Origin of the sequence: Burkholderia pyrrocinia (assembly GCF_003330765.1) — a bacterium.
GTDB classification, from domain to species: domain Bacteria; phylum Pseudomonadota; class Gammaproteobacteria; order Burkholderiales; family Burkholderiaceae; genus Burkholderia; species Burkholderia pyrrocinia_B.
The window spans coordinates 1759812-1782175 of the sequence record NZ_CP024902.1; the positions used below are offsets into that span (position 1 = coordinate 1759812).

42 protein-coding genes and 1 tRNA gene are annotated in these 22364 nt (G+C 58.9%); 30 read left to right on the forward strand and 13 right to left on the reverse strand.

The genetic code is table 11. From position 1 onward, the window contains the following. Positions 1 to 3 precede the first annotated feature (3 nt). The 5 genes from CUJ89_RS08400 (at position 4) to CUJ89_RS08420 (ending at position 2107) form a co-directional block, all read left to right on the forward strand. A complete protein-coding gene (locus CUJ89_RS08400; protein ID WP_006400187.1) occupies positions 4 to 219 on the forward strand; it encodes a TOBE domain-containing protein in 216 nt (71 codons plus the stop codon). 142 nt (positions 220 to 361) lie between these two features. Continuing rightward, positions 362 to 559, forward strand: coding sequence for a hypothetical protein (locus CUJ89_RS08405; RefSeq protein WP_114176916.1), 198 nt, complete (start codon positions 362 to 364; stop codon positions 557 to 559). 55 nt (positions 560 to 614) lie between these two features. Then, positions 615 to 860 carry a hypothetical protein gene (locus CUJ89_RS08410; protein ID WP_114176917.1) on the forward strand — a complete coding sequence of 82 codons (246 nt, stop codon included), beginning with the start codon at positions 615 to 617 and terminating at the stop codon, positions 858 to 860. A 130-nt stretch (positions 861 to 990) separates the two neighbouring features. Continuing rightward, positions 991 to 1977 (forward strand): tRNA dihydrouridine(20/20a) synthase DusA, encoded by a 987-nt coding sequence (dusA, locus tag CUJ89_RS08415; protein ID WP_236654945.1) that lies wholly within the window; start codon positions 991 to 993, stop codon positions 1975 to 1977. Between the two features lie 54 nt (positions 1978 to 2031). Next, positions 2032 to 2107: transfer RNA gene (locus CUJ89_RS08420), tRNA-His, on the forward strand. A gap of 25 nt (positions 2108 to 2132) precedes the next feature. Here CUJ89_RS08420 and CUJ89_RS08425 read toward each other — a convergent pair. Then, entirely contained in the window at positions 2133 to 3311 is a 1179-nt protein-coding gene (locus CUJ89_RS08425) for a site-specific integrase (RefSeq protein WP_114176919.1), read from the reverse strand. Next, positions 3287 to 3496: an excisionase gene (locus tag CUJ89_RS08430; protein WP_114176920.1), complete on the reverse strand. Its 210-nt coding sequence runs from the start codon at positions 3494 to 3496 to the stop codon at positions 3287 to 3289. Before CUJ89_RS08430 ends, CUJ89_RS08425 begins: the two co-directional genes overlap by 25 nt. A gap of 36 nt (positions 3497 to 3532) precedes the next feature. On the opposite strand from CUJ89_RS08430, the gene CUJ89_RS08435 reads away from it, so the two are divergent. The 4 genes from CUJ89_RS08435 to CUJ89_RS08455 all read left to right on the forward strand — a co-directional run bounded on the left by CUJ89_RS08435 (position 3533) and on the right by CUJ89_RS08455 (position 5602). Continuing rightward, positions 3533 to 3742, forward strand: a complete 210-nt coding sequence (locus CUJ89_RS08435) for a hypothetical protein (protein ID WP_114176921.1) — start codon at positions 3533 to 3535, stop codon at positions 3740 to 3742. A gap of 45 nt (positions 3743 to 3787) precedes the next feature. Beyond that, positions 3788 to 4057 (forward strand): DUF1488 family protein, encoded by a 270-nt coding sequence (locus CUJ89_RS39060; protein ID WP_114176922.1) that lies wholly within the window; start codon positions 3788 to 3790, stop codon positions 4055 to 4057. Positions 4058 to 4091: 34 nt separating this feature from the next. Next, on the forward strand, positions 4092 to 4343 hold the full coding sequence (locus tag CUJ89_RS08445) for a hypothetical protein (protein WP_114176923.1): 252 nt from the start codon (positions 4092 to 4094) through the stop codon (positions 4341 to 4343). Positions 4344 to 5050: 707 nt separating this feature from the next. After that, positions 5051 to 5602: a hypothetical protein gene (locus tag CUJ89_RS08455; protein WP_114176925.1), complete on the forward strand. Its 552-nt coding sequence runs from the start codon at positions 5051 to 5053 to the stop codon at positions 5600 to 5602. Here the strand turns inward: CUJ89_RS08455 and CUJ89_RS08460 are convergent. Together CUJ89_RS08460 and CUJ89_RS08465 are read right to left on the reverse strand one after the other, a co-directional pair. After that, the gene (locus CUJ89_RS08460; RefSeq protein ID WP_114176926.1) at positions 5595 to 6125 is read right to left on the reverse strand and encodes a VUT family protein; all 531 of its coding nucleotides are present in this window, start codon (positions 6123 to 6125) and stop codon (positions 5595 to 5597) included. The genes CUJ89_RS08455 and CUJ89_RS08460 overlap by 8 nt on opposite strands. After that, positions 6113 to 6868 (reverse strand): hypothetical protein, encoded by a 756-nt coding sequence (locus CUJ89_RS08465; protein WP_114176927.1) that lies wholly within the window; start codon positions 6866 to 6868, stop codon positions 6113 to 6115. The genes CUJ89_RS08460 and CUJ89_RS08465 overlap by 13 nt, the downstream gene beginning before the upstream one ends. Before the next feature lie 169 nt (positions 6869 to 7037). Here CUJ89_RS08465 and CUJ89_RS08470 point away from each other — a divergent pair, with 169 nt between their 5' ends. After that, entirely contained in the window at positions 7038 to 7382 is a 345-nt protein-coding gene (locus CUJ89_RS08470) for a hypothetical protein (RefSeq protein WP_114176928.1), read from the forward strand. Between the two features lie 243 nt (positions 7383 to 7625). Next, positions 7626 to 8285, forward strand: coding sequence for a hypothetical protein (locus CUJ89_RS37660; protein ID WP_152036603.1), 660 nt, complete (start codon positions 7626 to 7628; stop codon positions 8283 to 8285). A 23-nt stretch (positions 8286 to 8308) separates the two neighbouring features. Here the strand turns inward: CUJ89_RS37660 and CUJ89_RS38835 are convergent, their stop codons facing one another. From CUJ89_RS38835 to CUJ89_RS37665, 3 genes are all read right to left on the reverse strand, one after another. Further along, positions 8309 to 8431: a hypothetical protein gene (locus CUJ89_RS38835; RefSeq protein WP_265341762.1), complete on the reverse strand. Its 123-nt coding sequence runs from the start codon at positions 8429 to 8431 to the stop codon at positions 8309 to 8311. Positions 8432 to 8716: 285 nt separating this feature from the next. Continuing rightward, positions 8717 to 8887 (reverse strand): hypothetical protein, encoded by a 171-nt coding sequence (locus CUJ89_RS08480; RefSeq protein WP_236654933.1) that lies wholly within the window; start codon positions 8885 to 8887, stop codon positions 8717 to 8719. Between the two features lie 43 nt (positions 8888 to 8930). Further along, positions 8931 to 9122 carry a hypothetical protein gene (locus tag CUJ89_RS37665; RefSeq protein WP_161556530.1) on the reverse strand — a complete coding sequence of 64 codons (192 nt, stop codon included), beginning with the start codon at positions 9120 to 9122 and terminating at the stop codon, positions 8931 to 8933. A 277-nt stretch (positions 9123 to 9399) separates the two neighbouring features. Here CUJ89_RS37665 and CUJ89_RS37670 point away from each other — a divergent pair, with 277 nt between their 5' ends. Continuing rightward, positions 9400 to 9579, forward strand: coding sequence for a hypothetical protein (locus CUJ89_RS37670; RefSeq protein WP_152036605.1), 180 nt, complete (start codon positions 9400 to 9402; stop codon positions 9577 to 9579). Between the two features lie 378 nt (positions 9580 to 9957). On the opposite strand, the gene CUJ89_RS08490 is transcribed toward CUJ89_RS37670, so the two are convergent. Together CUJ89_RS08490 and CUJ89_RS08495 are read right to left on the reverse strand one after the other, a co-directional pair. Then, positions 9958 to 10671, reverse strand: coding sequence for a hypothetical protein (locus CUJ89_RS08490; protein WP_152036606.1), 714 nt, complete (start codon positions 10669 to 10671; stop codon positions 9958 to 9960). Between the two features lie 607 nt (positions 10672 to 11278). Next, on the reverse strand, positions 11279 to 11665 hold the full coding sequence (locus tag CUJ89_RS08495) for a hypothetical protein (protein ID WP_059490924.1): 387 nt from the start codon (positions 11663 to 11665) through the stop codon (positions 11279 to 11281). 85 nt (positions 11666 to 11750) lie between these two features. Here CUJ89_RS08495 and CUJ89_RS08500 point away from each other — a divergent pair, with 85 nt between their 5' ends. Continuing rightward, the gene (locus CUJ89_RS08500) at positions 11751 to 11990 is read left to right on the forward strand and encodes a Cro/Cl family transcriptional regulator (RefSeq protein WP_114176932.1); all 240 of its coding nucleotides are present in this window, start codon (positions 11751 to 11753) and stop codon (positions 11988 to 11990) included. Positions 11991 to 12071: 81 nt separating this feature from the next. Here the strand turns inward: CUJ89_RS08500 and CUJ89_RS08505 are convergent, their stop codons facing one another. Further along, positions 12072 to 12317, reverse strand: coding sequence for a hypothetical protein (locus tag CUJ89_RS08505; protein WP_114176933.1), 246 nt, complete (start codon positions 12315 to 12317; stop codon positions 12072 to 12074). Positions 12318 to 12466: 149 nt separating this feature from the next. Here CUJ89_RS08505 and CUJ89_RS08510 point away from each other — a divergent pair, with 149 nt between their 5' ends. The 13 genes from CUJ89_RS08510 to CUJ89_RS08560 all read left to right on the forward strand — a co-directional run bounded on the left by CUJ89_RS08510 (position 12467) and on the right by CUJ89_RS08560 (position 18223). Then, positions 12467 to 12784 (forward strand): hypothetical protein, encoded by a 318-nt coding sequence (locus tag CUJ89_RS08510; RefSeq protein ID WP_063807456.1) that lies wholly within the window; start codon positions 12467 to 12469, stop codon positions 12782 to 12784. Positions 12785 to 12866: 82 nt separating this feature from the next. Continuing rightward, a complete protein-coding gene (locus CUJ89_RS37965) occupies positions 12867 to 13040 on the forward strand; it encodes a hypothetical protein (protein ID WP_161556531.1) in 174 nt (57 codons plus the stop codon). Between the two features lie 10 nt (positions 13041 to 13050). Further along, a complete protein-coding gene (locus CUJ89_RS08515) occupies positions 13051 to 13896 on the forward strand; it encodes a ParB/RepB/Spo0J family partition protein (protein ID WP_114176934.1) in 846 nt (281 codons plus the stop codon). Beyond that, positions 13893 to 14900, forward strand: a complete 1008-nt coding sequence (locus tag CUJ89_RS08520) for a helix-turn-helix domain-containing protein (protein ID WP_114176935.1) — start codon at positions 13893 to 13895, stop codon at positions 14898 to 14900. Before CUJ89_RS08515 ends, CUJ89_RS08520 begins: the two co-directional genes overlap by 4 nt. Next, complete coding sequence (locus CUJ89_RS38225; protein ID WP_201752289.1) at positions 14897 to 15073, forward strand: hypothetical protein; 177 nt, start codon at positions 14897 to 14899, stop codon at positions 15071 to 15073. Before CUJ89_RS08520 ends, CUJ89_RS38225 begins: the two co-directional genes overlap by 4 nt. Continuing rightward, positions 15070 to 15633, forward strand: a complete 564-nt coding sequence (locus CUJ89_RS08525; RefSeq protein WP_114176936.1) for a hypothetical protein — start codon at positions 15070 to 15072, stop codon at positions 15631 to 15633. Before CUJ89_RS38225 ends, CUJ89_RS08525 begins: the two co-directional genes overlap by 4 nt. After that, a complete protein-coding gene (locus tag CUJ89_RS08530) occupies positions 15633 to 16034 on the forward strand; it encodes a hypothetical protein (protein WP_114176937.1) in 402 nt (133 codons plus the stop codon). The genes CUJ89_RS08525 and CUJ89_RS08530 overlap by 1 nt, the downstream gene beginning before the upstream one ends. Beyond that, positions 16031 to 16474, forward strand: a complete 444-nt coding sequence (locus tag CUJ89_RS08535) for a nuclease domain-containing protein (RefSeq protein WP_114176938.1) — start codon at positions 16031 to 16033, stop codon at positions 16472 to 16474. Before CUJ89_RS08530 ends, CUJ89_RS08535 begins: the two co-directional genes overlap by 4 nt. 62 nt (positions 16475 to 16536) lie before the next feature. After that, complete coding sequence (locus CUJ89_RS08540) at positions 16537 to 16809, forward strand: hypothetical protein (protein ID WP_321970385.1); 273 nt, start codon at positions 16537 to 16539, stop codon at positions 16807 to 16809. Beyond that, on the forward strand, positions 16806 to 17054 hold the full coding sequence (locus CUJ89_RS08545) for a hypothetical protein (RefSeq protein ID WP_114176940.1): 249 nt from the start codon (positions 16806 to 16808) through the stop codon (positions 17052 to 17054). The genes CUJ89_RS08540 and CUJ89_RS08545 overlap by 4 nt, the downstream gene beginning before the upstream one ends. After that, entirely contained in the window at positions 17051 to 17299 is a 249-nt protein-coding gene (locus CUJ89_RS08550) for a phage portal protein (protein WP_114176941.1), read from the forward strand. Before CUJ89_RS08545 ends, CUJ89_RS08550 begins: the two co-directional genes overlap by 4 nt. A gap of 37 nt (positions 17300 to 17336) precedes the next feature. Continuing rightward, positions 17337 to 17735 (forward strand): hypothetical protein, encoded by a 399-nt coding sequence (locus CUJ89_RS08555; RefSeq protein ID WP_114176942.1) that lies wholly within the window; start codon positions 17337 to 17339, stop codon positions 17733 to 17735. 143 nt (positions 17736 to 17878) lie between these two features. Beyond that, positions 17879 to 18223 (forward strand): hypothetical protein, encoded by a 345-nt coding sequence (locus CUJ89_RS08560; protein ID WP_152036607.1) that lies wholly within the window; start codon positions 17879 to 17881, stop codon positions 18221 to 18223. 172 nt (positions 18224 to 18395) lie between these two features. Here CUJ89_RS08560 and ghoS read toward each other — a convergent pair whose 3' ends face one another. From ghoS to CUJ89_RS08575, 3 genes are all read right to left on the reverse strand, one after another. Next, positions 18396 to 18671, reverse strand: coding sequence for a type V toxin-antitoxin system endoribonuclease antitoxin GhoS (gene ghoS, locus CUJ89_RS39065; RefSeq protein ID WP_114176944.1), 276 nt, complete (start codon positions 18669 to 18671; stop codon positions 18396 to 18398). 151 nt (positions 18672 to 18822) lie between these two features. Beyond that, on the reverse strand, positions 18823 to 19218 hold the full coding sequence (locus tag CUJ89_RS08570; RefSeq protein WP_114176945.1) for a type II toxin-antitoxin system HicB family antitoxin: 396 nt from the start codon (positions 19216 to 19218) through the stop codon (positions 18823 to 18825). A 24-nt stretch (positions 19219 to 19242) separates the two neighbouring features. Next, positions 19243 to 19425 carry a type II toxin-antitoxin system HicA family toxin gene (locus CUJ89_RS08575; protein ID WP_059771351.1) on the reverse strand — a complete coding sequence of 61 codons (183 nt, stop codon included), beginning with the start codon at positions 19423 to 19425 and terminating at the stop codon, positions 19243 to 19245. A 41-nt stretch (positions 19426 to 19466) separates the two neighbouring features. Between CUJ89_RS08575 and CUJ89_RS08580 the strand changes: the two genes are divergently transcribed. From CUJ89_RS08580 to CUJ89_RS08595, 4 genes are all read left to right on the forward strand, one after another. Further along, positions 19467 to 19823 carry an HNH endonuclease gene (locus tag CUJ89_RS08580; RefSeq protein ID WP_114176946.1) on the forward strand — a complete coding sequence of 119 codons (357 nt, stop codon included), beginning with the start codon at positions 19467 to 19469 and terminating at the stop codon, positions 19821 to 19823. Between the two features lie 147 nt (positions 19824 to 19970). After that, positions 19971 to 20456 carry a phage terminase small subunit P27 family gene (locus tag CUJ89_RS08585; RefSeq protein WP_114176947.1) on the forward strand — a complete coding sequence of 162 codons (486 nt, stop codon included), beginning with the start codon at positions 19971 to 19973 and terminating at the stop codon, positions 20454 to 20456. A gap of 9 nt (positions 20457 to 20465) precedes the next feature. Beyond that, positions 20466 to 22178 carry a terminase large subunit gene (locus CUJ89_RS08590; RefSeq protein WP_114176948.1) on the forward strand — a complete coding sequence of 571 codons (1713 nt, stop codon included), beginning with the start codon at positions 20466 to 20468 and terminating at the stop codon, positions 22176 to 22178. Continuing rightward, complete coding sequence (locus tag CUJ89_RS08595; RefSeq protein ID WP_114176949.1) at positions 22175 to 22360, forward strand: hypothetical protein; 186 nt, start codon at positions 22175 to 22177, stop codon at positions 22358 to 22360. Before CUJ89_RS08590 ends, CUJ89_RS08595 begins: the two co-directional genes overlap by 4 nt. Positions 22361 to 22364 lie beyond the last annotated feature (4 nt).

Genomic DNA, 22364 nt, shown 5'->3' on the forward strand with positions numbered 1-22364 from the left:
CCGATGAGCATCACTGCAATCAACGTGCGTAACCAGTTCAAAGGCAAGGTAAAGGAGATCATCCGCGGGCCGGTCGTGTCCGAGGTCGACGTCGAGACGCCGTTCGGCATCGTCACGTCGGTGATCACGACCCGTTCGGTCGACGAGCTCGAACTGAAGGTCGGCGCGGAAGTCGTCGCGCTCGTGAAATCGACCGAAGTATCGATCGCGCGTCTCTGAGCGCGCGTTTCCTGCGCTGGTGCGGCGTCGGCGGGCAGCATGCCCGTTGGCGTCGCCCGGCATCCCGCAGCGCGTTTGCCGCGGTATTCGGCGTCCGGACGAAGTGCTAGGATGGAGCGACACCGATGCCGGAGGCCAACGCATGACCCCCATCCTTTCCCCCGAAGCCATCGAGGCGCTGAAGTGGATCGACCAGTTCGGCGAAAGCCGGCCGGTTCCTGCCGCGTTCGACGACGTCGTCTACGCGTTGCTGAACGAGGGGCTGATCTATCAGGCGGCGGCCGACCGGGTTGACCTGACGGCCGATGGCAAATCCTTTTTGTCCAACGAATACGATTGAGCGTACGGCGCCGGCTGCGCGGGCGGCCTGGCGCTGCGTTGCCCCGGAGCGTGCGATGGAACCGAAAGGCAGCGACCTCGGCGATTTCAGCGAGCCGTACCGCGGCTTCGAGATCGAGGTGAAGACCGAGCAGGTCTGGGACGGCGAGCATGCGCATTACCGCGTGTTGCAGGGCAATGCCGTGCGGATCGACTGGCGGCTCGTCAAGGTCGACGGGATGCTGCTGACCGAACGACGCGTGATCGAGCGGGTGCTCGACGAGGCGCGGCGGGCGGTCGATGCGGAACTGGGCGAGGGGTAGCCCGGGTGCCGGGCAGGTGTCGCCCGTGTTGCGGTAAAATGTCGGGTTGTTTCCGCGCCGCCTGGCCTGTTGCCCGAAATTCATGTCCGTACCGTCCTCGCTTCCTCCCCGCCGCGTATCCGTCGCGCCCATGCTCGACTGGACCGATCGCCATTGCCGGTCGTTCCACCGTACGCTGACGCGTGATACGTGGCTGTATACGGAGATGATCACGACGGGCGCGCTGCTGTTCGGCGATGCCCAGCGGCATCTCGCTTTCACGCCTAACGAATCTCCGGTCGCGCTGCAACTCGGCGGCAGCGAACGCGACGATCTCGCGCGCGCCGCGAAGCTCGGCGAGCAGTGGGGCTACGACGAAATCAACCTGAATTGCGGATGTCCGTCCGAGCGCGTGCAGCGCGGCGCGTTCGGTGCTTGCCTGATGAACGAGCCGCAGCTCGTCGCCGACTGCGTGAAGGCGATGCGCGATGCGGTGTCGGTGCCGGTTACGATCAAGCACCGGATCGGTGTCGACGCGGTCGAGGACTATGCATTCGTGCGCGACTTCGTCGGCACGGTGGCCGAGGCCGGTTGCGAAACGTTCGTCGTGCATGCGCGCAACGCGATCCTGAAGGGGCTGTCGCCGAAGGAGAATCGCGAGATTCCGCCGCTCAAGTACGACTATGCGTATCAGTTGAAGCGCGATTTCCCGTCGCTGGAGATCGTCATCAACGGCGGCATCAAGACGCTCGACGAGGTCGCGCAGCATCTCGAGCATGTCGATGGCGTGATGCTCGGCCGCGAGGCGTATCACAACCCGTACGTGCTTGCGGAGGTCGATGCGCGCTTCTACGGATCGACCGCAGCGGCGCCGACGCGCGAAGCGGCCGAGGCGCAATTGATCGAATACTGCGCAGCCGAACTGAAGCGCGGGACCTACCTCGGCGCGATCGTGCGGCACGCGCTCGGACTGTATCGCGGCATGCCCGGCGCGCGCGGCTGGCGTCGTGTGCTGTCCGACAACAAGAAGCTCGCGCGCGGCGATCTGGGCGTGTTCGACGAGGCACGCGCGTATCTGAACGACGCCGACGAATTTTTCGAAAAAAAGGCTTTGCAAGATTCAAAAGACTTCGTATAATCTTGCTTCTTCGCTGCTGAAACAAAACAGCGGAGAAACAAAGCGGTATCAGTGGTGGCTGTAGCTCAGTTGGTAGAGTCCAGGATTGTGATTCCTGTCGTCGTGGGTTCGAGTCCCATCAGCCACCCCAAAGAATGCATTAACAAAACAGGCGCTTAGGCGCCTGTTTTGCTTTGCGGGGGACAACTCGGGGACACTAGTGTCGATTCGAGCCTCGCCATCTCTAGAGCGTTCTGCTCGCCATCCATCCATTTCGCGTACGTTGTCAGAAACATCTCGATGCTGTGTCCGAGCTGTTTCGCGCAAAAGGCTGGGGTCATTCCGGCCATCAGCATTGCTGTCGCGTAGCTATGTCGCATGTTGTAAGGGCGGCGATAGCGAATTCCGAGTCGTTTCAAAATGGGCGTCCAGAAACTGCGTCGGAATGCGCGCTCATCTTCCCATCGCGTGCTGTACCTCGGATCGTGGAAAATTGCGGTGCCAGCAATCTGAGTGAATGAGCGCTGACGGGTCAACGCGCCAAGCGCCCGGCTGTTCAAGCGGACGGTGCGCGCGACTGCCGTCTTCGTTCGATCCTTGTGCTCGCCGCGCACAAGCGCTTCCGCAACCAAGATTGTCCCGCTCTGCAGATCCACGTTCCGCCACTGTAGGCCGAAAATTTCGGACGTGCGTAGGCCGGTCCAGAACCAGAACTCGATGAGGTTGTGGACTTGCCCGGCGTAAGCGCGTTCAGCTTCACCGATGACCTTTTCCGACTCGTCGCGAGAAAATGGATCGGGCGGGGGCTTCTGGTGCTTGGCGCGAGGCACATCCGCGGCGGGATTCTCAGTCAGCACGTTGTCGGACACTGCAAGGTCGAGCGCCTTTCTCAGTACCGAAACATAGTTGTTGATCGTTTTTCCACTCAGGTCAGGCCGGCCCGCAATCGCTGTCAAGACGTGACTCAACTTCAGTTTGCGAAGTGGAGTCGGCCCGAGCGGACTTTGATTCTTGTCACAGGCCGCGGCTTTCCAAAATCGGATAGCGCTTTCGTATCCGTCTTTCGTCGAGAGTTCGATTCTCTGAGCGGCGAGCCACGTATCGAGCCAACTGCCGACAGTGAGAGCGCTCGGGGCTCCGCTGGTCGGAAAATACTCGACCAGGGTGAACGTTCCGAGTCGGATCCGATCGACAATCTCAGCAATCAGGCGGTGGGCGTACTTCACGTTTGCTGGAGTTGGGGGCATCGGCTTGCCGTTCAGCATCAATGTTTGCCGCTCTCTCTTGCCGTCGAGCGTGAAGTTCAGTCGGATGGACGTCGTGCGAATCTCTACGCCGCCGCTTGTTCTACCCATAGTTGATACCCCTTGATGGAAATGAAGATTCCGCCGTCAGGCGAGCGCCGGTACTCGCGACCGTCGAGCCACTTTCCGTCTTCGATCTTTCGACGGATGGCTTTCTCACTGAGGCCCGTAATCACGGCGGCGAGCGCCACCGTGACGTAGGGGGCGGGCGCAATCAGAGTAGGTGAGTCGATCATGCTACGATCCCTCTGTCTCAAATAAGCGTTGAACCAATGCAGAAGAAATTTGTGATGCGCGGGTACGAGATGAACTGCGAGCCGCGCGTGACCGACGACGGCAAGTACGCCGCCCAGGTCGAGGTAACGAAATTGGGTTTCAGCCGGGAGGCGGCGTTTCGCCAGCTCGGCGAGTTCGCTACGGAAGCCGAAGCGGTCGAGTATGCGAAGAACTTCTCGGTAGAGTGGCTCAGCCGATACGGCTAATCGACAGCTCAGCGACCAACAGCGAAAAGCTCGAGGGAGAGTGCCATGTCACACGGAATCGAATTCGTTCGGAAATGGGACACGACTGGCGACCCAGTTCGCTTTCGCGTTCGGCTTGATGGTAACGATTACGATGGCAGGATCTCTCACAATGCCCTTCTGTATCTGTCTGGCGACGATCCGCTTTCGGTTGACTACAACAGAGCTTTCTCCGAAAACCTGCAGCGGATTCTCGAAATTGCGGGGCGAGTGATACAAAAGAATGCGGCTGATGTAGTTGAATTCAGGATCTCGGAAAGCGACGTCCGGCGCTAGCTCGCATCGCTTTCGGCAAATGGGATGCTCTGCCATGACGAATTCGTTCGGTTGGACATATCTCCGTCGCGACAGCGATTTGGTCTTCCATCACCAGATCGGCAGTAAAACCTTTCAGGTGCAAGTCACTCATGAATGCCTGGGTGATGTGTTCGGCTCGGACGGCACGAGGGAGGGCGACGAAAAGGCGCTATCGACCAATATGTCTCAGATTGCTCGAATAGCGACAGCGAAAGCGCTCGCAGGAGCCGAATCGCCTCTCTTGGTCACGAACTCCGACTTTTGAGGACTCGCTGACGTAATCGGTGATCTTCAGGAGTGTCGCCTCCGTGGGCGCGGGCGGCGTCGATGGTTCGGGCCAGTGCGTTGATGTCGGAATCGTCCAGAGCGCAAGTGCGGTCAGCTTCAACGACCTGCGCTGCGGCTGCGATGAGTGCCGTCACCTTGTCGCCCAGCTGCTGCGCTTCTCTCGCATTGGCAGGTGAGTCGGCCTTCGCGGGAGCTTGCGGGGCGCGGTAGACTACCCGAGTGAGCGTCGCATTGCTCTTGGTCTTCTCGTAGATGGGCTGCCGCGCCTTCCGCACCCGTCTCATTGCCACTGGTGACGCGTGTGTCGACAATGGTCTCGCGGTCAGGGTGAGCACCACTGTCCGCTGCCTCGCTCGCCAGTTCGGGAGCAGGGCTCTTTTCGTTGATGGTCATGATGGTGGTCTCTCAGTAGGTCAGGCCGGAATCTCGGTGAAGTCGAAGAGCTTCAGCTGTTCCGCGCTGAACGCTTCGCAACTCTCGGAGCAGCCGCTATCGGCGTCGGCATCCTTGGGCAGTCGGCGCCTAACGAGCTGCTCTCGAAGGAGGGCACTACGTTCGACGCGTCGGATTCAGAGTGTTTTGGGAATGTGCCGACGCTGACTCGCTGGGCGCGATAGTGTCGAACTCATCGGAGAACGCGGAAGCCGCTGTATCATCAGCTGACCAACAACATCGGGGAAAGACATGGGGAAGCAAGCGACTTCAGCGATTTATTTTGAGCGAGCTCTGTTCGTGATCGCGCCCAGAAATCATGGGAAGAGTACGACGCTCCGCTCTCTCTTCCTCGATCAAAGACTTGGTCGAAATGGGAAGATCCCCGACGAGCTGAAACTAAACGACGATTACTACCTCAGCAACGAGCGACGCCTCTATCTACGGCTGACCTCGCCGCATGAAGCAGACGAGAATCTCGATCACTTTCTGAGCAAGAGCAGTGAGAAAATGCGAGGCCGGGGGCGTTGGAACTTCGCTGGGCCGCTGCATCCCGCCGCGTATAAGAGCATGCCCGACGCTGTCACAACTGTTGACGCGTTCGTCAATTTCTTTCAACCAGAGCGCGTGCGTGTCGCACTGCTTTCCCCGAACCATCAAGGTACTAATGATCTCGAGTGGGACGGAGGTGGAGATCTATCCTCAGATCTGCTCGGTATCGACGGGGTTGAGGTAGTTCGGATCGATGTGCGGCAACGTAACAAGAACGGTCTGCTGTTGGCTGACTTCTTCGACTTCACTTGACGAGATTTGCTGTCGACCCGTGTTTCCCGGGCGGTTGTCTGCTTGCCCGAGCATTGCGAAAGACAACCCATGACCATAGGGCTCCGCCGGCCACTTTGGCGACGAACTGCAGCGCTGCAATCACCGGAAAAATCGCCCCGAAGGCAACAAGCGGGAAGATGATGGAGTCGACAGCGGCACCCGCAACGTTCGCGCCGTTCGCCCGTGTAAGGATCGGAAAGCGACGTGCTAGCTGGAACACAATTGCGCTTGCTACTGCCGCGGCACCGAACGCCGCAAGCGACGCCAATGCGATTTCTTTGGACGCGGGATTGAGCACATAGCTGACTAGGCCTGCCGTTGCTATCAAGGCAAACATCCGCGTCCACAGGGCGCGGCCTCGCCAGTCGAGGTGGAGGCGATCTCGAATCGCGAGATCGAGTCCGATAAGCAAAAACGCAATGATCGGTGTAGCAGCTGGCCCAAAATGGGCGACCAGTAGGTTCGCAACTGCGACCGCCGCGATATAGATCAAAACGTACATAGTTCCTCTGCAGTGAAGAGAGCGCGTTGTGTCGGTTCGGAGCAGCAGTTTATCCTGTCGCTCCAGACCTTGGCTTCGCGCCAGTCATTCGCATTGCGGCCCTGCTTGCGGGCGGCAAAACTCCAAGCCATTGAATCAGCCGTGTACAGCAACTCGCGCACGATCCATGACGATAGCGCCGTCGATTTCAGTCCGAAGCCGTGCAGCCGAAGGTCCGGCCGTATGGTCTTGATCGCCATCAACACTCGTTCGATCGCGCGCGGATCTCCGTTGCGCTTGCACACGGAGCCGACTCCAGCCCATGCGCCATGCTTCAGGCGTCTGCCGTACATCTCGATGTGTCGAACATAGTCCTCGCACGTGTAGCCTTGCAGCACAGGAAGGATGTAGACACCACGGACATCGCACTGTGTCAGGGTATCGTAGCGCTCGATCGTGAGCTGCTGGTGCTGCTCAATCGTCATGCCTGTAATTTTCAGCATGTGTGCTTCGCACATGTAGTCCTGGGCGACTGCCGCGAGTAGGGTGCCATTCATCGCCCATCGTCTGATTTGCTCGGCATATGCGCTAACCGGGTCGACATAGCCGCCGTGCTTGAGAATGGTCGTAAACGCGCCGCTGTCCATAATCCAGTCGCCGACCACGAATCCTGACTTGCGGTTCCGGAGTCGGTTGACGCTGATGAACGCAGCTTCGAAATGCCGAGCATCGGAGGGCTGGTGCAGCCCTGTAAAGAATCGCATGGCAAGAAATGAGCAGAAAAGAAGCGGACGCTATACAAGCCGCCCACAAGAAAAAGCCACGCATCCGAGGCACCGGAATTTGCGCGGCTTGGGGTAGGGTGGTCGTGCTACGATTTCTGGTACGGCGTGAGAGCGCTTCACGAAATTGAAAACCACTACGGGGATTTTTATGCGCTGGTTTACCTATGAGTTACCGCCTGTCGACTTTGGATGGGAGCATGTGCAGACCGTCGAAGAGACGCTGCTCAAGATTGCGGCCGACGACGCAAAAGTCAGGCTGGCAGGCGATGATCTCGAAGACCACTTAACAGTGGATCATTTCCTCCTAGCCTGGTCTAGTGCCAAAGGAGCTGCAGAAGATCACGGTTGGGAGGGTGATTTCCGTCATGATCCGGTGGTGTTCTGGGTCCCGACGACAGACGATTTCTGTTTCGGTTTCGCGTTTAAGCAAGACAACAACGGAACTACGTTCGTGGTGTCGCCATGTGAGCTGCCGCACTTGAATCGACGCTAACCTCCGTCGAGCGCCGGGAGGTTGACGAAGGGATCTGTGCGGCCCTGTTACTCTTCGCGGCGCACATCTGCCGGTGGGCGGCACTGGAGAGGGCCGCGTCCAATCAGATCTGTACCAAGGCCAGGTGGCCAGTCCCGGACGGTACAAACACAGACGAACCAGGCGCAACGATAGCTGCTCATTCAGCGAGCTACGATTCACGCCAAAACAAGCGATGGTGCGATGGAAAATTGGCGGTTAGTAGTGGGCGTACTCCTCGGTCTCGGCGGAGCAGTCCTGATTGCGTTGTTTGGTGCAACCACTGCAGGGACGAAGCCATATGATCCCTCGCTCATGGCTTCCTGGGTTCAGGCGGTTGGCTCCGTTGCAGCAATTGTCGGCGCATACTGGTTCGTGCAAATCTCAGCAAGAGATCAGCGGCGACTGGCTACAAAGGTTCGGGACAGAGAATTGAGCGAACGGCGTTCGTCAATTCAAGCTGTACTTGACGAAGTCTACATAAAATTCATGGAACTTCGCCGATGGTACGAGCTTGAGAACGGCACCTTTCCTCTTGAACTGTCATTCCTATCAGTCGATGAACTTGCGAGCGCGGCGAGCCTATTGGACGACGTACCTTTATTTGACTTCGACTCTGGTGAGTTGGTGAAAGCGATACTTGAGTTGAGGCGCGCATGTCGAACTACAATTGGCTTGTTAGAGCGTCAGGCGCGAAACTTTCGCGATCCGGATGAGGATGAAAGATATCCCGGGCACGTATGTATCGCAGATCAAGTCAATGACGAGGTCGATTACATCGAGACTGTTTATTTCGCCGCGCTAAAGGTGACCGGGGCGGCAGCCGTCGATCGCCCCGCATTGATTCGCGCATTTATGTGGCGGGCTCCAGAAAGCGAGAGCTGACTCTCAGTGATGCCAAGCCGCACTCATGTGCAGTAGGTGCTAGCGCAGCTTGCCGATTCGTCCCAGTGCTGGGTGGTGGCGAGGACCAGTACCGCGACAATGAGCACGCCGAGGCTTTTGAGCCACAGGATCAGAAGCGCTTTCACGACCACACTCCCATCAGCGCTTCGATCGGGGGAGCGACGGCGCCAGCAAGGATGTAGAGTGCGCCGAGCGCGATGAGCGGAACCCACCTCGGTGTCGTTCGCGATACAAGCGATCGCTTGTTTTGGTGAAATGCGGGATGCAGGCTGTTCATTGGTCTTAGAAGTTGTTGTTCGGTCTCGTCAGTGCGCGCCCCACGCGCAGAGAACCGGGCGGAACTAATGCGTGGCCGCCCGTCCTGTCGACCTGCTATGCGAGAGCGCTTTCGCTCCACCGGCATTCCATCGTCAGTGGGCCCAGTACGACATGTCGACGTCGGCGGCCTCTTCGGGCGATTCATCGCCATCGCGATTGACGAAGGTGCCTTCCGCGAGATGGCGAGCAACTGTTTCATCACATCCGCCACGCGAGATGTAGCGTTGTGCACAGCGGTTGAGCCATTCATGTTGATTGAGCACGTGAATCTCCTTGGTGATTGCCCGCCGTAGCAGGCGCGGTTGTTCAGGCGGCGATTGCGCGCGCTGCCGAGAGCAAATCCTCAAGCTCGCGTTCATAGGCGCTCGCGATGCTCAGGTGGTCTCGATTCTGCGCGATCAACACGCGCAGCGTGGCTTGCCTCTCGGCAAATGCGCCCATCAAGATCGCTGCACGCAACGCGGTGCGTTGGTCTGTCGATACCATGATCGTTTCCATCGTCGTTCCCTTTCGTGTTGCGTTGGTCTTCTTTCTGATTAGGAATCCGAAAATAAGGCAACGCTCAACGAATGACACTGGAATTCAATGCCGTCCGATCAACGCTGTCGAAACTCTCAAGGGCGCGCACTCGGCAGGGTGCTGCGCTGGGTTGGTGGGTGCGGAGAATCCGCGACCGAACGCGCGCTCTTGAGAATTTGGTGGGTGTTTCCTTGCGATAATGGATGCGCCGGTCTGAGAGACGGCATCCAAGAACCACCGTTACAAGGAATCACCTATGAGTGAACCGAAAGAAGACAGCACGGCAACGAAGATCCTTGTCGAACTCATCCGAGGCGGATCGGTAAAGCTTCCGCACGTGGACAGCCCGACAAATACTCAAGTAGCGGCAAAACGTGGCGAGGAGGCTGCCGCGTATCTCGTCGCGCTCCACAACGGCCTCAAGGGCATCGTTTGAAGTAGGCCTGCTGCCCTTCAAGATCACCGATGCGCTCTCATTGAAAGCGCATCGGTCATGTGGTGTCGGGCGCTACCCCGTTTCTCGGCTACACCGTTGAGCCGGCCGGTTGCTCCCTGTACTGCGGTCCCGGCGTGCTAGCACTCTTAAAGATCGACCGCCTGAGCGGTGGTGCAGAGGTCATCGCTGCAATGGACGTACTTTAGCGAAACGCGAAATACATGTCTATAGCGAAACGCGAAATTTACAGTGGGAATTTTGTAACAGCGGACAGGGCTCAGCGGCGGGTTAAGTCGGGGATGCTTGGGCAGGGGGGGCGGGTACGGGCATGAAAAAAGCCCCGCTCAGAGGCGGGGCTTGCGCGAACTGCCGTGAGGCCTACTCTGCGTGATTGGGGGCCCCAACGGTGGTGCCGTCGGCGTAGACGACCACGGTCGGGCGAAGCTCGGTTGAGAATTTCCCCTCTTCCAGGCCCATCAGCTTCTTGTCGTCGTCGTCGAACTTGTTGAGCTTTCTCGATCCGGTCCAAGTAACCTGGCTTCCAGGCGCGATAGATTCTTCGATGGTCAGCGTAGTCTTGCCGACGACCTCGCCAAACGTGTTCTTGATGATCAGATCGCCTTTGACGCCTTTAATCGGCTTGTCGCCGGCATTCTTTATTCCGATCTCGACTTGAAAGCGGTCGTCGTATTGGCCGTTCATGAAGTCGGCCGGAACAAATTTTTGACCGAGGAATGCGAGGACAACCGTCTTGCCGAGTTTGGCGGCCGCCGCTGCTTTTTCGTCTTCGATCTGCTTCCTCAAACGCTCTTGCTCGGCGGCTTCTGCTGCCTTCTGCGCTACGAATTTTTTCTGATCGTCGATAGCTTGGCCGACGGTCAGGCCCACCGGCATTGGCTTTCCTCCAAACGCCTCGCCGATCTTGACTCGTGCAAGGTACGTCGCGAGCAATTGCTTGTCGTCGTCGCTAAGGTTCTTCACCTTTTCAGTAAACTCGCCATCGATCTTGGAAAGATCTGTTGGAATGACCGTGTCGGTCGGCTTCGAACATCCGGCGAGTGCTACGGATGCAATCGCCACGAGTGCCAACATACGTACGGATTTCATTATTCCCCCGGTTTAGGTCGTGTAGAAATTTTTGGAAATGATACTACATCGATGATTGCGATCTCCCCGGAGAGGCGCCCGCGATATATGGAGGGAATTGCACTCGCGAGCCATCCCATCTTTCAGATATTAATCATCGGAAACCCCATGGGACTGAGGGTCGGTGGCCGCGCGGAATAGGATGTGCCGCCAGACGGTTCTTCCTCGGGCCAACGAACTTGATGTGTCCCCATTAAGTGTCCTCTGAATTTGGTTGAAAGCCACCCGTAGGGACCGCTACACTACTGTATATATATACAGTATTTAAGACATGGAACAGCGGGGTATGTGTGAGTCGAGAGGCGAGGGCAAATGGACTGCGGTGCCGAGTGGGGGATCTTGTGAGGGTGACGGCATCCAGCAACCCTGAATTGATCGGGGCGATTGCACTCGTGCAAAAACTAAGGAAGGACGGTCGATGGAACGTTTTGCTCGACAGGCTGGCGTTCGGGGTTGCCGCACCGAGCGGGCGGCAGGTGCTAACGGACGAATTCTGTTTTCGCGATGGGTCACTCGATCCCATCGCGAACATCCGCGATGTCAGTACGCGATTTCAGTCGCCGGACGGACGGTCGTCGTTGTCCGCATTGTGAGATTCGGGCGGTCGGGAAAGGAGCCCTTTAATGAAGGCTTCGACTTGCGCGCGCCCCATTGCATCGAGCTGGTCCCATCCCTCGGGTCCGCTATTGCTAGTCGTTGCGACGGCACGATGATCTATGTCGAGCCATCCCAGCGGTTTGCCGGCTGCCTGCTCGATGCGGCGAGCGGTGTCTTTGCGCATGCCGCGTCGCTTGCCAGTCTGGGAATCCTTCGCACCTTCGCGCAGATTCGTGAACTGAGCCGGGCTCATGTTCAGTTTGTTCGCCGCGGCGGTCGCGCTTCCGCACTCCTTCTCCAGCAGCTTGAGGTTATCCCGTCGGATTTCGTCGATGTCCTTCATGGGGCGCATTCAATAGCAAATCGCTAAAGTCGTACATGCGCGAAACGCTATAGACAATACTTTCGCGTTTCGCTAAAGTCTCGCCATGGATCTGAGAACCTATCTTGATGGCGAGCGTGGTCGGCTCGTGAAACTAGCCGAGGCGATTGGGGCGCACACGTCCGATCTCAGCGCATGGGCGAACCGGAAACGGCCGGTGCCGATTCCTTTCGGCTGGCCGATCGAAATTGCGACGTTGGGCGTTGTCGGCAGGCTTGATCTGTTTTCGGCCGATGTCATCCGCAAGGTCTGGCCGGACCTTGCCCAACCGAAGGAGATCGCATGAAGCGACTGTACGCACGTCTGGCCCTCTGGCTGATCCGGCCGGCGCTTCGCCTCGATTGGGAGGTGGAGCACGGCCAAGGAGTTATCGACGTTTCATCGCTTGGATCAAACGCCTCGCATGCGGGGAAAGGCGCTCCTTCCAAGTGAGCGGGTCTTCCGCGTTTCGATTGATCGATTCTCGAGCCTGGATGTTTTGTTCGAACGCTTTCAAAAACGCCTCCGATTGTGGCTTGGTTTGTAGGCTGAGCGCGGTGAGCAATGCGATTTCCAGTGTGTCGACCTTTGCACTCAGGTCCGCCAAGGCGCCGCTTTCGGGAATCATATTCATGGTGATGCGAACCCCGTTGTGTGGTGGTTGAAGAGGTCAGAGGCTTCGATTCTCGCATAGCGGTGGTTCGCATCCAGTTGTGATGTACGCAGTCTAGGGAAAGTGGTGTTCCGGGGCATTCCCGGATGTTTGAATAACGGGGAATAGCAATGAACGTAGTAGCACAACCGATTTCGTTTTCTGGCTCGCGCAGCACGCCGATTGTCGAGCGCCTGTTGCGCGAGGCGATGGCGGATCCGAAGGCTAAGGCCGCGATCCTTGAAGCGACTGGCTGGGATGCATCGATGCCGTCGAAGGTGCTGAGCAACGGCGCCGGCATCACGCTTGAGCACCTGAATACCGTTTTTACGGCGCTCGGCCTGGTCGTGACGACGAAGGGCTACATGGACTATCTGGCGAAGGGGAACGTGATCGGCAGCAACTGCCATTGCGCGCGAGAAGGGTTCGGGGAGTGCGGCGGCCGCTGATCTAGCGGGTGGACCTAGGCAAAAGCGTTTTTGACGGAGAGTGCTTCTGCCTAGGTTTAGCAATCCTAAAAAATTCAAATTTATGGAAACCAACCAGATCAACCATTCGGCCGATACGCGCCAGCGGCATCCGGTCCTGTCCGGCGAGGTGCAGCGCATCGTGCGCGACACCAATCAACACCCGACGTACCCGCGCATGTGCCTGCAATGCGGCGCGTTCGAATCCCTCGACGGCTCCGTGCCGTGCGGCCACTGAGGATCCACAAATGGCAAAGAATTCTATCGACGCATACGGCGCCGCCGGTAAGAGCAATGTCCTGTTCTTCGATCCGGACGCGCTGACGCTGATTACCGATCCGGCGCATCCGCTGTTCGACCGGCGCGCGCTGCTGCCCTTCGACGAGGCAATGGTGCGCAACATTCGCCATCGAGGGGTCCTCGAAACGATCCTGGTCCACAAAGATCCGGAATCGGGCGACGTGATCATCGTTGACGGCCGGCGTCGCGTGATCGCTGCGCGCGAGGCGAACCGCCGCTTGCGTGACGAGGGGCTTCCGCCAGTCATGGTTCCGGCTCTGCCGAAGCGCGGGAAGCAAGCTGAACTGGCCGGGATGATGGTCGCGACGAACGAACATCGCGAGCACGACAGTCCAATCAACCGGGCCGAGAAAATGCAGCGCCTGCGAGATCTCGGGTACTCCGACGAGCAGATCGCCGCGGAATTCCGCATCGAGCCGCCGACAGTCGCGTCGTCGCTGCGGCTGCTTGACTGCACGGCAGCCGTGCGTGATGCGCTCGAGGCCGACCAGATCACGGTGTCGAACGCCCTGAAGCTGGCGAAGCTGCCGCCGGACCAGCAGCGCGAGAAGGTGAAAGAGGTAATCGCGGCGGCCGAGGGCAAGCAAGGGCATGAGCGCTCGCGCGCGCAGAAAGCCGCGCTGACTGGCAACGCTGCTCCGCGGATGCGTACCCGCAAGCAGATCGCCGCTGAGCTGGAGAAGGTGACCGGCGAGCGCGCGGACGCGCTCCGGTGGGTGCTCGGCGTCAGTGGCGATGCGCTGTCCGTCGAAGCGGCTGATCCCCGCCAGTTGTCGATCGACGAGGCTTCATGAGCATCAAGGTCCAAACGATGGTGTGGGACCGCTATCCGGGCGAGGACCATGAGCTGTTGCTCGCCCTGAAGCTTGCCGACTTCTGCGACGACAACGGCGAGCACATCTTCCCGAGCATCGAAACGATGGCCGAAAAGACGCGTCGTTCGGCGCGCGCCGTGCAGTACCAGATCAAGAGCATGGTCGAACGTGGATGGCTGATCCTGGTCGCGAACGCGAGCGGCGGTCGTGGCCGCGCCTGCGAGTACCGCATCAATCCTGAATGGATAAACGGTGCAGAGCTTGCACCCATTTCCGCTGGCTCAAAGGGTGCAAAGGTTGCACCCAATCAAAAGGGTGCAACGGGCAGCAAAAAGGGTGCAACGGACGACGGAAAGGGTGCAATGGGTTTCGCAAAAGGGTGCAATGGGTTGCACCCGATTCACCATGAACCACCACAGGAACCATCAGAGAACCACCAAGGCGCTCGGCGAGCGCCGCGAGTTGCGTTGCATGCCGAGATTCAGGCGATGGAATTGCCCGACTGGCTGGCGTTCGAGGATTGGGACATGTGGTGCGAGCAGCGTGAGGCGAAGCACAAAGACGCGCCTTGGACTCGCCCGGCCGCAACCGTATCGATCCGGAAGCTGACGAAGCTGCGTTCGCTGGGGCAGGACCCGAAGGCATGCATCGAAGAAGCTGTGCTGCGTGGCTGGACGGGCCTGTTTCCGCTGAAAGGCGACGTGGCCGCTACATCGTCGGGCTCCGGCACCACTGTCGCGCCGGATTGGTGGAAGACGGCGTCGGGCATTCGCGAGCGCGGCAAGCAGCTCGGTATCGATGAAAAGCCGAATCAGGTGTTCGAGCAGTTCAAGGCGCGCGTGTTCAAGGTGGCTGGTCCGGGCGAATGGATGGAAGACATGTTGCGGACGGTCAGCCGCGAAAGCGAAGAGCGCTACGAAGCGCTGTACGCGTTTTTCAATGACATTCCGCGCGATCAGGGCGCGCAGCAGGCAGCGGAATGACGGTCGGCGAATGTCGCGAGCGGTTCATGGCGGCAGTGCGGGACGCTCGGGCCGGACGGAATGGCAAGGCGCACGCGCTCATCGCATCAGTGCGCGAACGCTTTGGGGATGCGGCGGCCGAGACGGCGCGCCGTGAATTGAGGAAATACGTGGATAGCGACAGAAAGGCATGACGAAACGAACAACCTGGCCGATGCGGATCGACGGGGGCGCGAAAACGGTCGGAACGGCACGTGTGCGTGAGGAATCGCGGACAAGGATGACCGCGGCGCAGAAGGGAATTTTCGATGTGACGGGTAACCGGCCGCAGGTCGGCGCCGGGTTCGACGACATTGGCGACGGGATCGATGCGCCGCCTGTGCTGACGCCGGCTTACCGCCAGTCCGACGCCAAGACGCGCATGCAGGCACTCGGACGCCTGAAGACTGGCGAGATGAACAAGACCGAGCAGCGCTACGCCGAGCACCTCGAGACTCGGAAACAGGCTGGCGAGATCGCCTGGTATCGCTTCGAGGGCATCAAGTTCAGGCTCGCCGACAACACGTTCTACACGCCGGACTTTGCCGTGATGTTGGGGAACGGCCAGCTCGAAGCGCATGAGGTTAAGGGCCACTGGCAGGACGACGCGCGAGTGAAGGTCAAGGTGGCTGCGGATCAGTACCCGGTGAAGTTCATCGCAGTGAAGGCTGCGCCGGCAAAGTCCGGCGGCGGCTGGCAAACGGAGGAATTCTGATGGCTGACGAAAAGGTGGGAAAGGTAGGGCCGATCTCGAAACAGATCATCGAGTGCGTAAAGGCGAATCCCGGCGCACATGCGAGCGAGGTTGCGCGCTTGCTCGGCATGAGCCAAGGAGGCGGTCCACGCGAGACGATTCGAAATTTGATTTCGAGCGGGTATCTCGTCCGGGGCAAACAGAAGGTCGTTCCGGGCTCCAAGGGCCACGCTGTCTCCCCGCTTCACTACACCGGAAAGCCGTTCGAGATCGGCTACGACTCCACGGGCTCGGAACGGTGGCAGCGGATCCAGCAACGTATCGCGGCAGATATCGAGCGAGAAAGGCGCCTTGCCGAATCCGCAGTATGGGCTGGGAAGGCAATTCGCGCGATGGTCGACGTCGGGCGAGCGTCGGCATGAAGCGGGCAGGGTTCGGGCCGCGAAAGAAGCCTATGGCGCGCGGATCGTGGTCACGGAAGAGCTCGCCGCTACCGGAGCTGGCCCCGCAGCAGGTGGCGAAGAGACGTCGCCTGAGACGACCGACCGTAGCTGAAGGCCTGAAGTATCTGGAGGCCTGTCGCGGCGAGCCGTGTTACCTGCGCGTGCCGGGTCTTTGTCGGCTGAATCCAATCGACGAAACCGTGGTGCCGTGTCACTCGAACCAGTCACGACACGGCAAGGCCGGCAGCCTGAAGGCGAAAAACGAATTCACGGTTCCAGGCTGCGGCGCGTGTCACGCATGGATCGATCAGAACCGCGTCGGCACGCCGAAGCAGGTCAAGTTCGATGTGTGGGATCGGTCATATGAGCAATGGGCGCCGGTTCGCGCTCGAAAGATGGGAGAAACAAATTGCCAGTGAGGATGTGGGTGCATATCCCGCAGGGGATGCGTAGTACGCCGCGTAAGCGCGGCATGGGGGCAATGATCGTCAGCGAGATCACGCGAAAGATCGACGCGACGGTGTTTCGACTGGCGCGCATCCCGACCGTAAAGCGGCAATTGGTGACGGCGGTCGAGGCGGATGTGTTCGTTCCGGAAATGTACCGAGCGCAGATCGCGAAGGGCGATCCCCGCTGGGTCGCTCCCGGCGTGTTCCGCACGAGGGTCTATTGGGTCGACAACCAGAAATCGCGTGTGCTCGGACAGTTCCTTGCGAGCGGTGCGCACGTAATGGATTTGAGGGGCGAGGCATGAGCGAGATCACGATTCACACGAAGCGCACCGATACAACAACGCATCGCACTGTGCTCAACGCCGACGAGATCAAGCGGATCGTCACGCAACGAGTGTGTGAAGCGGCCGACGTGGAGCCGAAACAAGCTGGTGTGAGTGTCGGTGTCCAGTTGTCGAGCCGGATGGGCAACTACGGATCGGAATACGAGGCAATCGTCACCGTGACGGTCGACCATGCTCAGCAATCGGGGGCGGGAGAGGCATGAGCGCACACGCATGCATCTTCTATAGCGACGTGCCCGAGCGACTCGTCATATCGGCGATTCGTCATCGCGACGGGGTGACTGGTGCGGATCTCGTTGCGTTCGATGAGTGCCCGTTCAGCGGTGAGATCACGGAGACGGAGCATGGCACGCAGATTTCGTTTCCGTGGCCGCGCAACAGGACGATGCGACATGCCGTAGGCGACTGGCTCACGCACTACGGCATCAGTTTCGCGGTCGTCATGTGACGAAAGCGCTACAAGAGAATTCCAATCGGATGTTGCTATGACCGCAAAGAACCTAGATGAACGGCTGGAAAACTGGGCCAAGGCTCAACGGTACTGGACCCGAGGCGGATCGTGCCTTGGATCGGCTGAGGGGCGGTATCGTCCTGAGGGCGGCAATGTGAGGTCGGTCGATGCGATGTTGATCGACGAGCTGGACGCAGACAAAGTCGAGCGCGCATGGAGCCGGCTGATGCCTTTCGATCGTGACATTTTGCGCATGCATTACATCCTCAATATGGATCCGCGCGTGATTTGCCGGAAACTTCGCATCCCGCATCGACCGACGAGCACGTTCAACATGGCACTTGCTCATGGGAAGTCAGAGATTGGAAAGGTGCTGGACCGCGGGGAAGAAATGCGAAACGCTTACAAGTATCGAGAGCGCCAGTTTGGGTAAGCTGTATGGCTTCTTAGTGAACGCGACACTTGATAATTGCGACTCCCACTGTGCGTCGACAGATGTGCTGTCAATTCTGAGATAATCGAGTGCCTGGCAATCGCGCCGGGCACACCCAAAACCGAAGAAGAGCGGGAGACCAAATGCTTGACGTAAAGGCCGTTGAACGTGTAATCAATGGGAATGATGGCGATGTGCAGATCATTTCGAACTTTCTTGATGCAGCAACTGACCGGGTACGGATCGCAGCTAGAAAGATTGAAGAAATCGCGACCTTGAAGCAGCCGCTGACGATGGAGCGTCTGAACGAAGCTCGTGATTGCGCTTTGGATATGATTGCGGTCTGGAGTGAGTGGAAGCGTCTCGGCAAATTGATGCAGCAGACTGGAAGCAATGGCTTTATCCACCGTCAGGCCAATGTCGATAGGGAATATCAGGCAGCCATGACTTCGTACAAAGATCTCAAGGAATGGGGATCAGAAGTCTAACTGCCTCTTCGGGTGCCGCAACGACATGTTGAATCTTGGTCTTGTAAACTATGTGTTTGTCGTGTACAGTGCTCACCAGATGACCGATACCGCTTAAGTGCGAGACCTCTCCCAGTGGGGGAGAGGTGCGTCGGTAGAAAAGCCCGCCATTGAGCGGGCTTTTTTTATGCCATTACGCGTTCGGCAAGTACCAGCTAGACAACCCCTCCGTGCTGACAATCCAACTTGACTTACCAGTCGAGTTTGCTGCTGCGCGAGCTGCGTCTCTGACAGTTTCAGTAGTTGCGTTTCCTACATAACTGTACGTCGCGGAAGGCAGATTGTAGGTCACTCCATCTCCGCCAACGATCGTCCGCTTAAATCCTTTTGCGGCCATGTGCGTATGCAGAGCTTCATAGTCATCTGAGGTTGCGCTATGCAGTTCAACTCTCGTAACAAAGTTCGTCATTGTTCAAATCTCCCGTAGCGTTGTTGCCGGCTTACCCCGGCTCAATGATTCTACGATAGCTCTCAGCATTCACCATGACTACGATCCGGGCCGAAACTCTGGCTCGACAGACGGCCGACATGGCGTTGTGCACTGCGCGTTCGAGCACGTCTTAAGCGTGCACAGCCATTTCGTGCTCGGCAGCGAGCGCGAGGAATGCGGAGCGTGACAGCTTACGTGCGCGGGCGACCGCATCGATTTGCTGCACGAGCCGTTCGGGCAGGCTGATATTAAGGCGAACTGCCTTGGAGTTGATCTTCGACAGGTCAATATCGAAGATCATCCAGACGCCGCCTTCGTATTCGGGATTGCGCGCCAGCGATTCCAGCGGCGACGGAGCTGGCACCGGGCCATCGTCATCGTAGAAATGCGCCTCGGCCGCTTCCTGTACGGCAGCGGGAAGATCTTCCCAGGTATCGGCTGCCGCGTGACAGCCAGGGAAGTCGGGAAAGGTGACGCCGTGAGCATGCTTGGCGTCTCCAACGTGGACATAGAGTGGATAGAGCATTCTTCTCTCCTCAAAAACTGCCGGTCATTTCAGGCCGGCTTGTTTCAGGATGCTGCGCACCGTAGCGATCAGCAGGTCTTTCTTCGGGTGTGGCACCGTTACCTTGCCCGGCTTTGTCGGGTGTTTGAACTGATGGTGCGACCCGACGGTATGGACGTGGTACCAGCCATCGGCCTTGATTCGCTTGATGAGTTCGGTGCTGTTCATGTGTGTAATTATACACAATACACACGAATACACAACAAATAATGGCGAAACGCCCGTTGAAGCCTTGCAAGCACCGAGGATGCGGTGCGCTTGTCGCGGACGGCAAGTCATATTGCGAGCGGCACGCTCATGAGGCCGTCAAGTGGAAGCCTGATGTGGTGCGCGGCAATCGCCACGCGCGGGGCTACGGTACTGCGTGGGACAAGATCAGGCAACGCATCCTGCGCCGCGACAGTGGCCTTTGTCAGCCCTGCCTGCAAGCCGGACGCGTGACGGCGGCAACCGCAGTCGACCACGTTATCCCGAAGGTACGAGGCGGAACGGATCGTGACGAGAACCTGCAAGCGATCTGCCGTGACTGCCACGCGACGAAGACGGCGCGCGAGCGGTTGCGGTGACGTGGGAGCGGCCGTGCCGGTCGTTGCCCGCCCGGCGGATGCGCCGGGCGGGGAGGGGGGTGAAAAAGTCTGGGAGACGTCGCCTCCGGGACCGCCCGCCTCGTCAAATTTTTACGCCCGCGAAATTAAAAATTCAGGAGTTGGCCAGTGGGAGGTATCGCGACAGTGCCGGGCCGGGGCAGAAAACCCAAGCCGACCGCCCGGAAAATCGCCGCTGGAAATCCCGGCAAACGCGCTCTGAATAAGGATGAACCGGATTTCGGCTTAGTCTCGAACATTGAGCCGCCGGATTGGATTTCCGGCGAGGCGCGGGACATGTGGGAGCGTGTCGTGCCGCTGCTCTGCGGTCAAAAAATCTTGCAGATGACTGATCTGCACATCGTCGAAATCTTCTGTGCAGCCTATGGAAACTGGCGTACCGCCCAGGAGGATTTGACCCGTAACGGCCCGGTCGTCGACAGTTCGCAAGGTAGCCCGATGAAGAATCCGGCGGCGACCGTTGTGAAGGAAGCGGCGGCGCAAATGGCCAGCTTCGGCGCAATGCTGGGGCTGGACCCGGCGAGCAGGCAGCGTCTGGTTGGCGCAAAGCCGAAGACTCCGGACAACCCTTTCGCGAAGCTGCTCGGCAAATGATTGGAAGACATGGCGACGAATTTCCCGCGCGTAGAGCAGGGGCTCAAGTTCGCGCGGGAAGTCGTTCGAGGCAAGCGAGTCGCTTGCCGGTATGTGCAACTCGCTTGCCAACGCCACCTTGACGACCTTGCGGCGAGTCGAAAGAAGGATTTCCGCTGGAAGTTCGATCCGGCAGCCGCTGAGCGCAAACTCGAACTGATTGAACTGCTGCCGCACACGAAGGGCGAGTGGGCATTCAAGAAGCAGCTTGTAACGTTGGAGCCCTGGCAGAAGTTCGGCCTGATGGCAACGTTCGGCTGGCTCAACAAGCGCACTGGAAAGCGCAGGTTTCGTGAGAGCTACTGGGAGGTGCCGCGGAAGAATGGCAAATCTGTCATTGCGGCAGGTGTCGGCATTGGCATGTTTGTGCTCGACGACGAGTTCGGTGCTGAGGTGTATGCCGGCGCGACGACTGAAAAGCAAGCGTGGGAGGTTTTTCGCCCAGCGCGCCTGATGGTGAAGCGGTCGCCCGAGTTGATCGATGCGGCCGACATCGAGGTGAATGCTTCGAACATGAACAAGCCTGAGGACGGCAGCCGCTTCGAACCGCTGATCGGCAACCCGGGCGACGGCGCGTCGCCGTCATGCTCGATAGTTGACGAGTACCACGAGCACGATACCGCAGCGTTGTACGAAACCATGCTGACCGGCATGGGTGCGCGTCGGCAGCCGCTGATGTTCATCATCACCACTGCGGGCGCAAACATCGAAGGGCCATGCTACGACAAGCGTCGGCAGGTGATCGAAATGCTCGAAGGGACCGTGCCCGATGACGAGCTTTTCGGCTGGATTTGGACGATCGATGAAGGGGACGATTGGACCGATCCGCGAGTGCTGGCGAAAGCCAATCCGAATATTGGAATTTCGGTCTATCAGGAGTATCTGGAGAGCCAGCAGCAACGCGCGATCAAGTCGGCGCGCTTCACGAACACATTCAAGACGAAGCACCTGAACGTCTGGACTTCGGCCAAGGCAGGCTATTTCAACCTCGAAGACTGGCGAGCCTGCGAACACACGTCGTTATCGCTCGATCAGTTCGAGGGGCACGATTGCGTGCTTGCGCTCGACATGGCGCGCAAGCTCGACTTGAACAGCATGGCCCGCCTTCTCTGGCGCGATGTAGATGGGCGGCGGCACTACTTCTGCGTTGCGCCGCGATTCTGGGTGCCCGAGGACACCGTGCGCAACACCGAAAACCGTCGGATGGCGGAGCGGTATCAAGCTTGGGTCAATCAGGGCTTTCTCCTCGAAACGGATGGCGCTGAGATCGACTACCGCGACATTCTGGAAGAGGCGAAGGATGCGAACCGGCAGTGTCCGGTTCAATGCACGCCACTCGATCCGCATGGCGCAACGAACCTGTCGCACCAGCTTGCGGACGAGGGGCTGACGCCGGTCACCATCGTGCAGAACTACACGAACATGTCGGACCCGATGAAGGAACTGGAGGCGGCAATTACGTCGGGCCGGTTCCATCACGACGGCAACCCGATCATGACGTGGTGCATCAGTAACGTCATCGGCAAGAATCTGCCGGGTAACGACGACGTGGTGCGCCCGATCAAGCAGGGCAACGACAACAAAATCGACGGCGCCGTCGCGCTGATCATGGCGGTGGGGCGCGCAATGCTGGCTGATCGCGTCGATTCCGAGTCGATCTACGATCAAGGAGTGGGTGTTTGAATTCAATTGGTATTGCGGCCTGGGTGGCCGGCCTGCTCGGGTTTGCGCTGCTGGTGACAGGCGTGGTGCTGATCAGCCTTCCGATCGGGCTCATCGTTGCGGGAGTCCTGCTGCTGTTGTGGGCGTTCCTTGCGGATCTGGCGGCGGCGCGCGCTGCGCGCGTTGTTGAGTCGAAGGAGTAGCCCG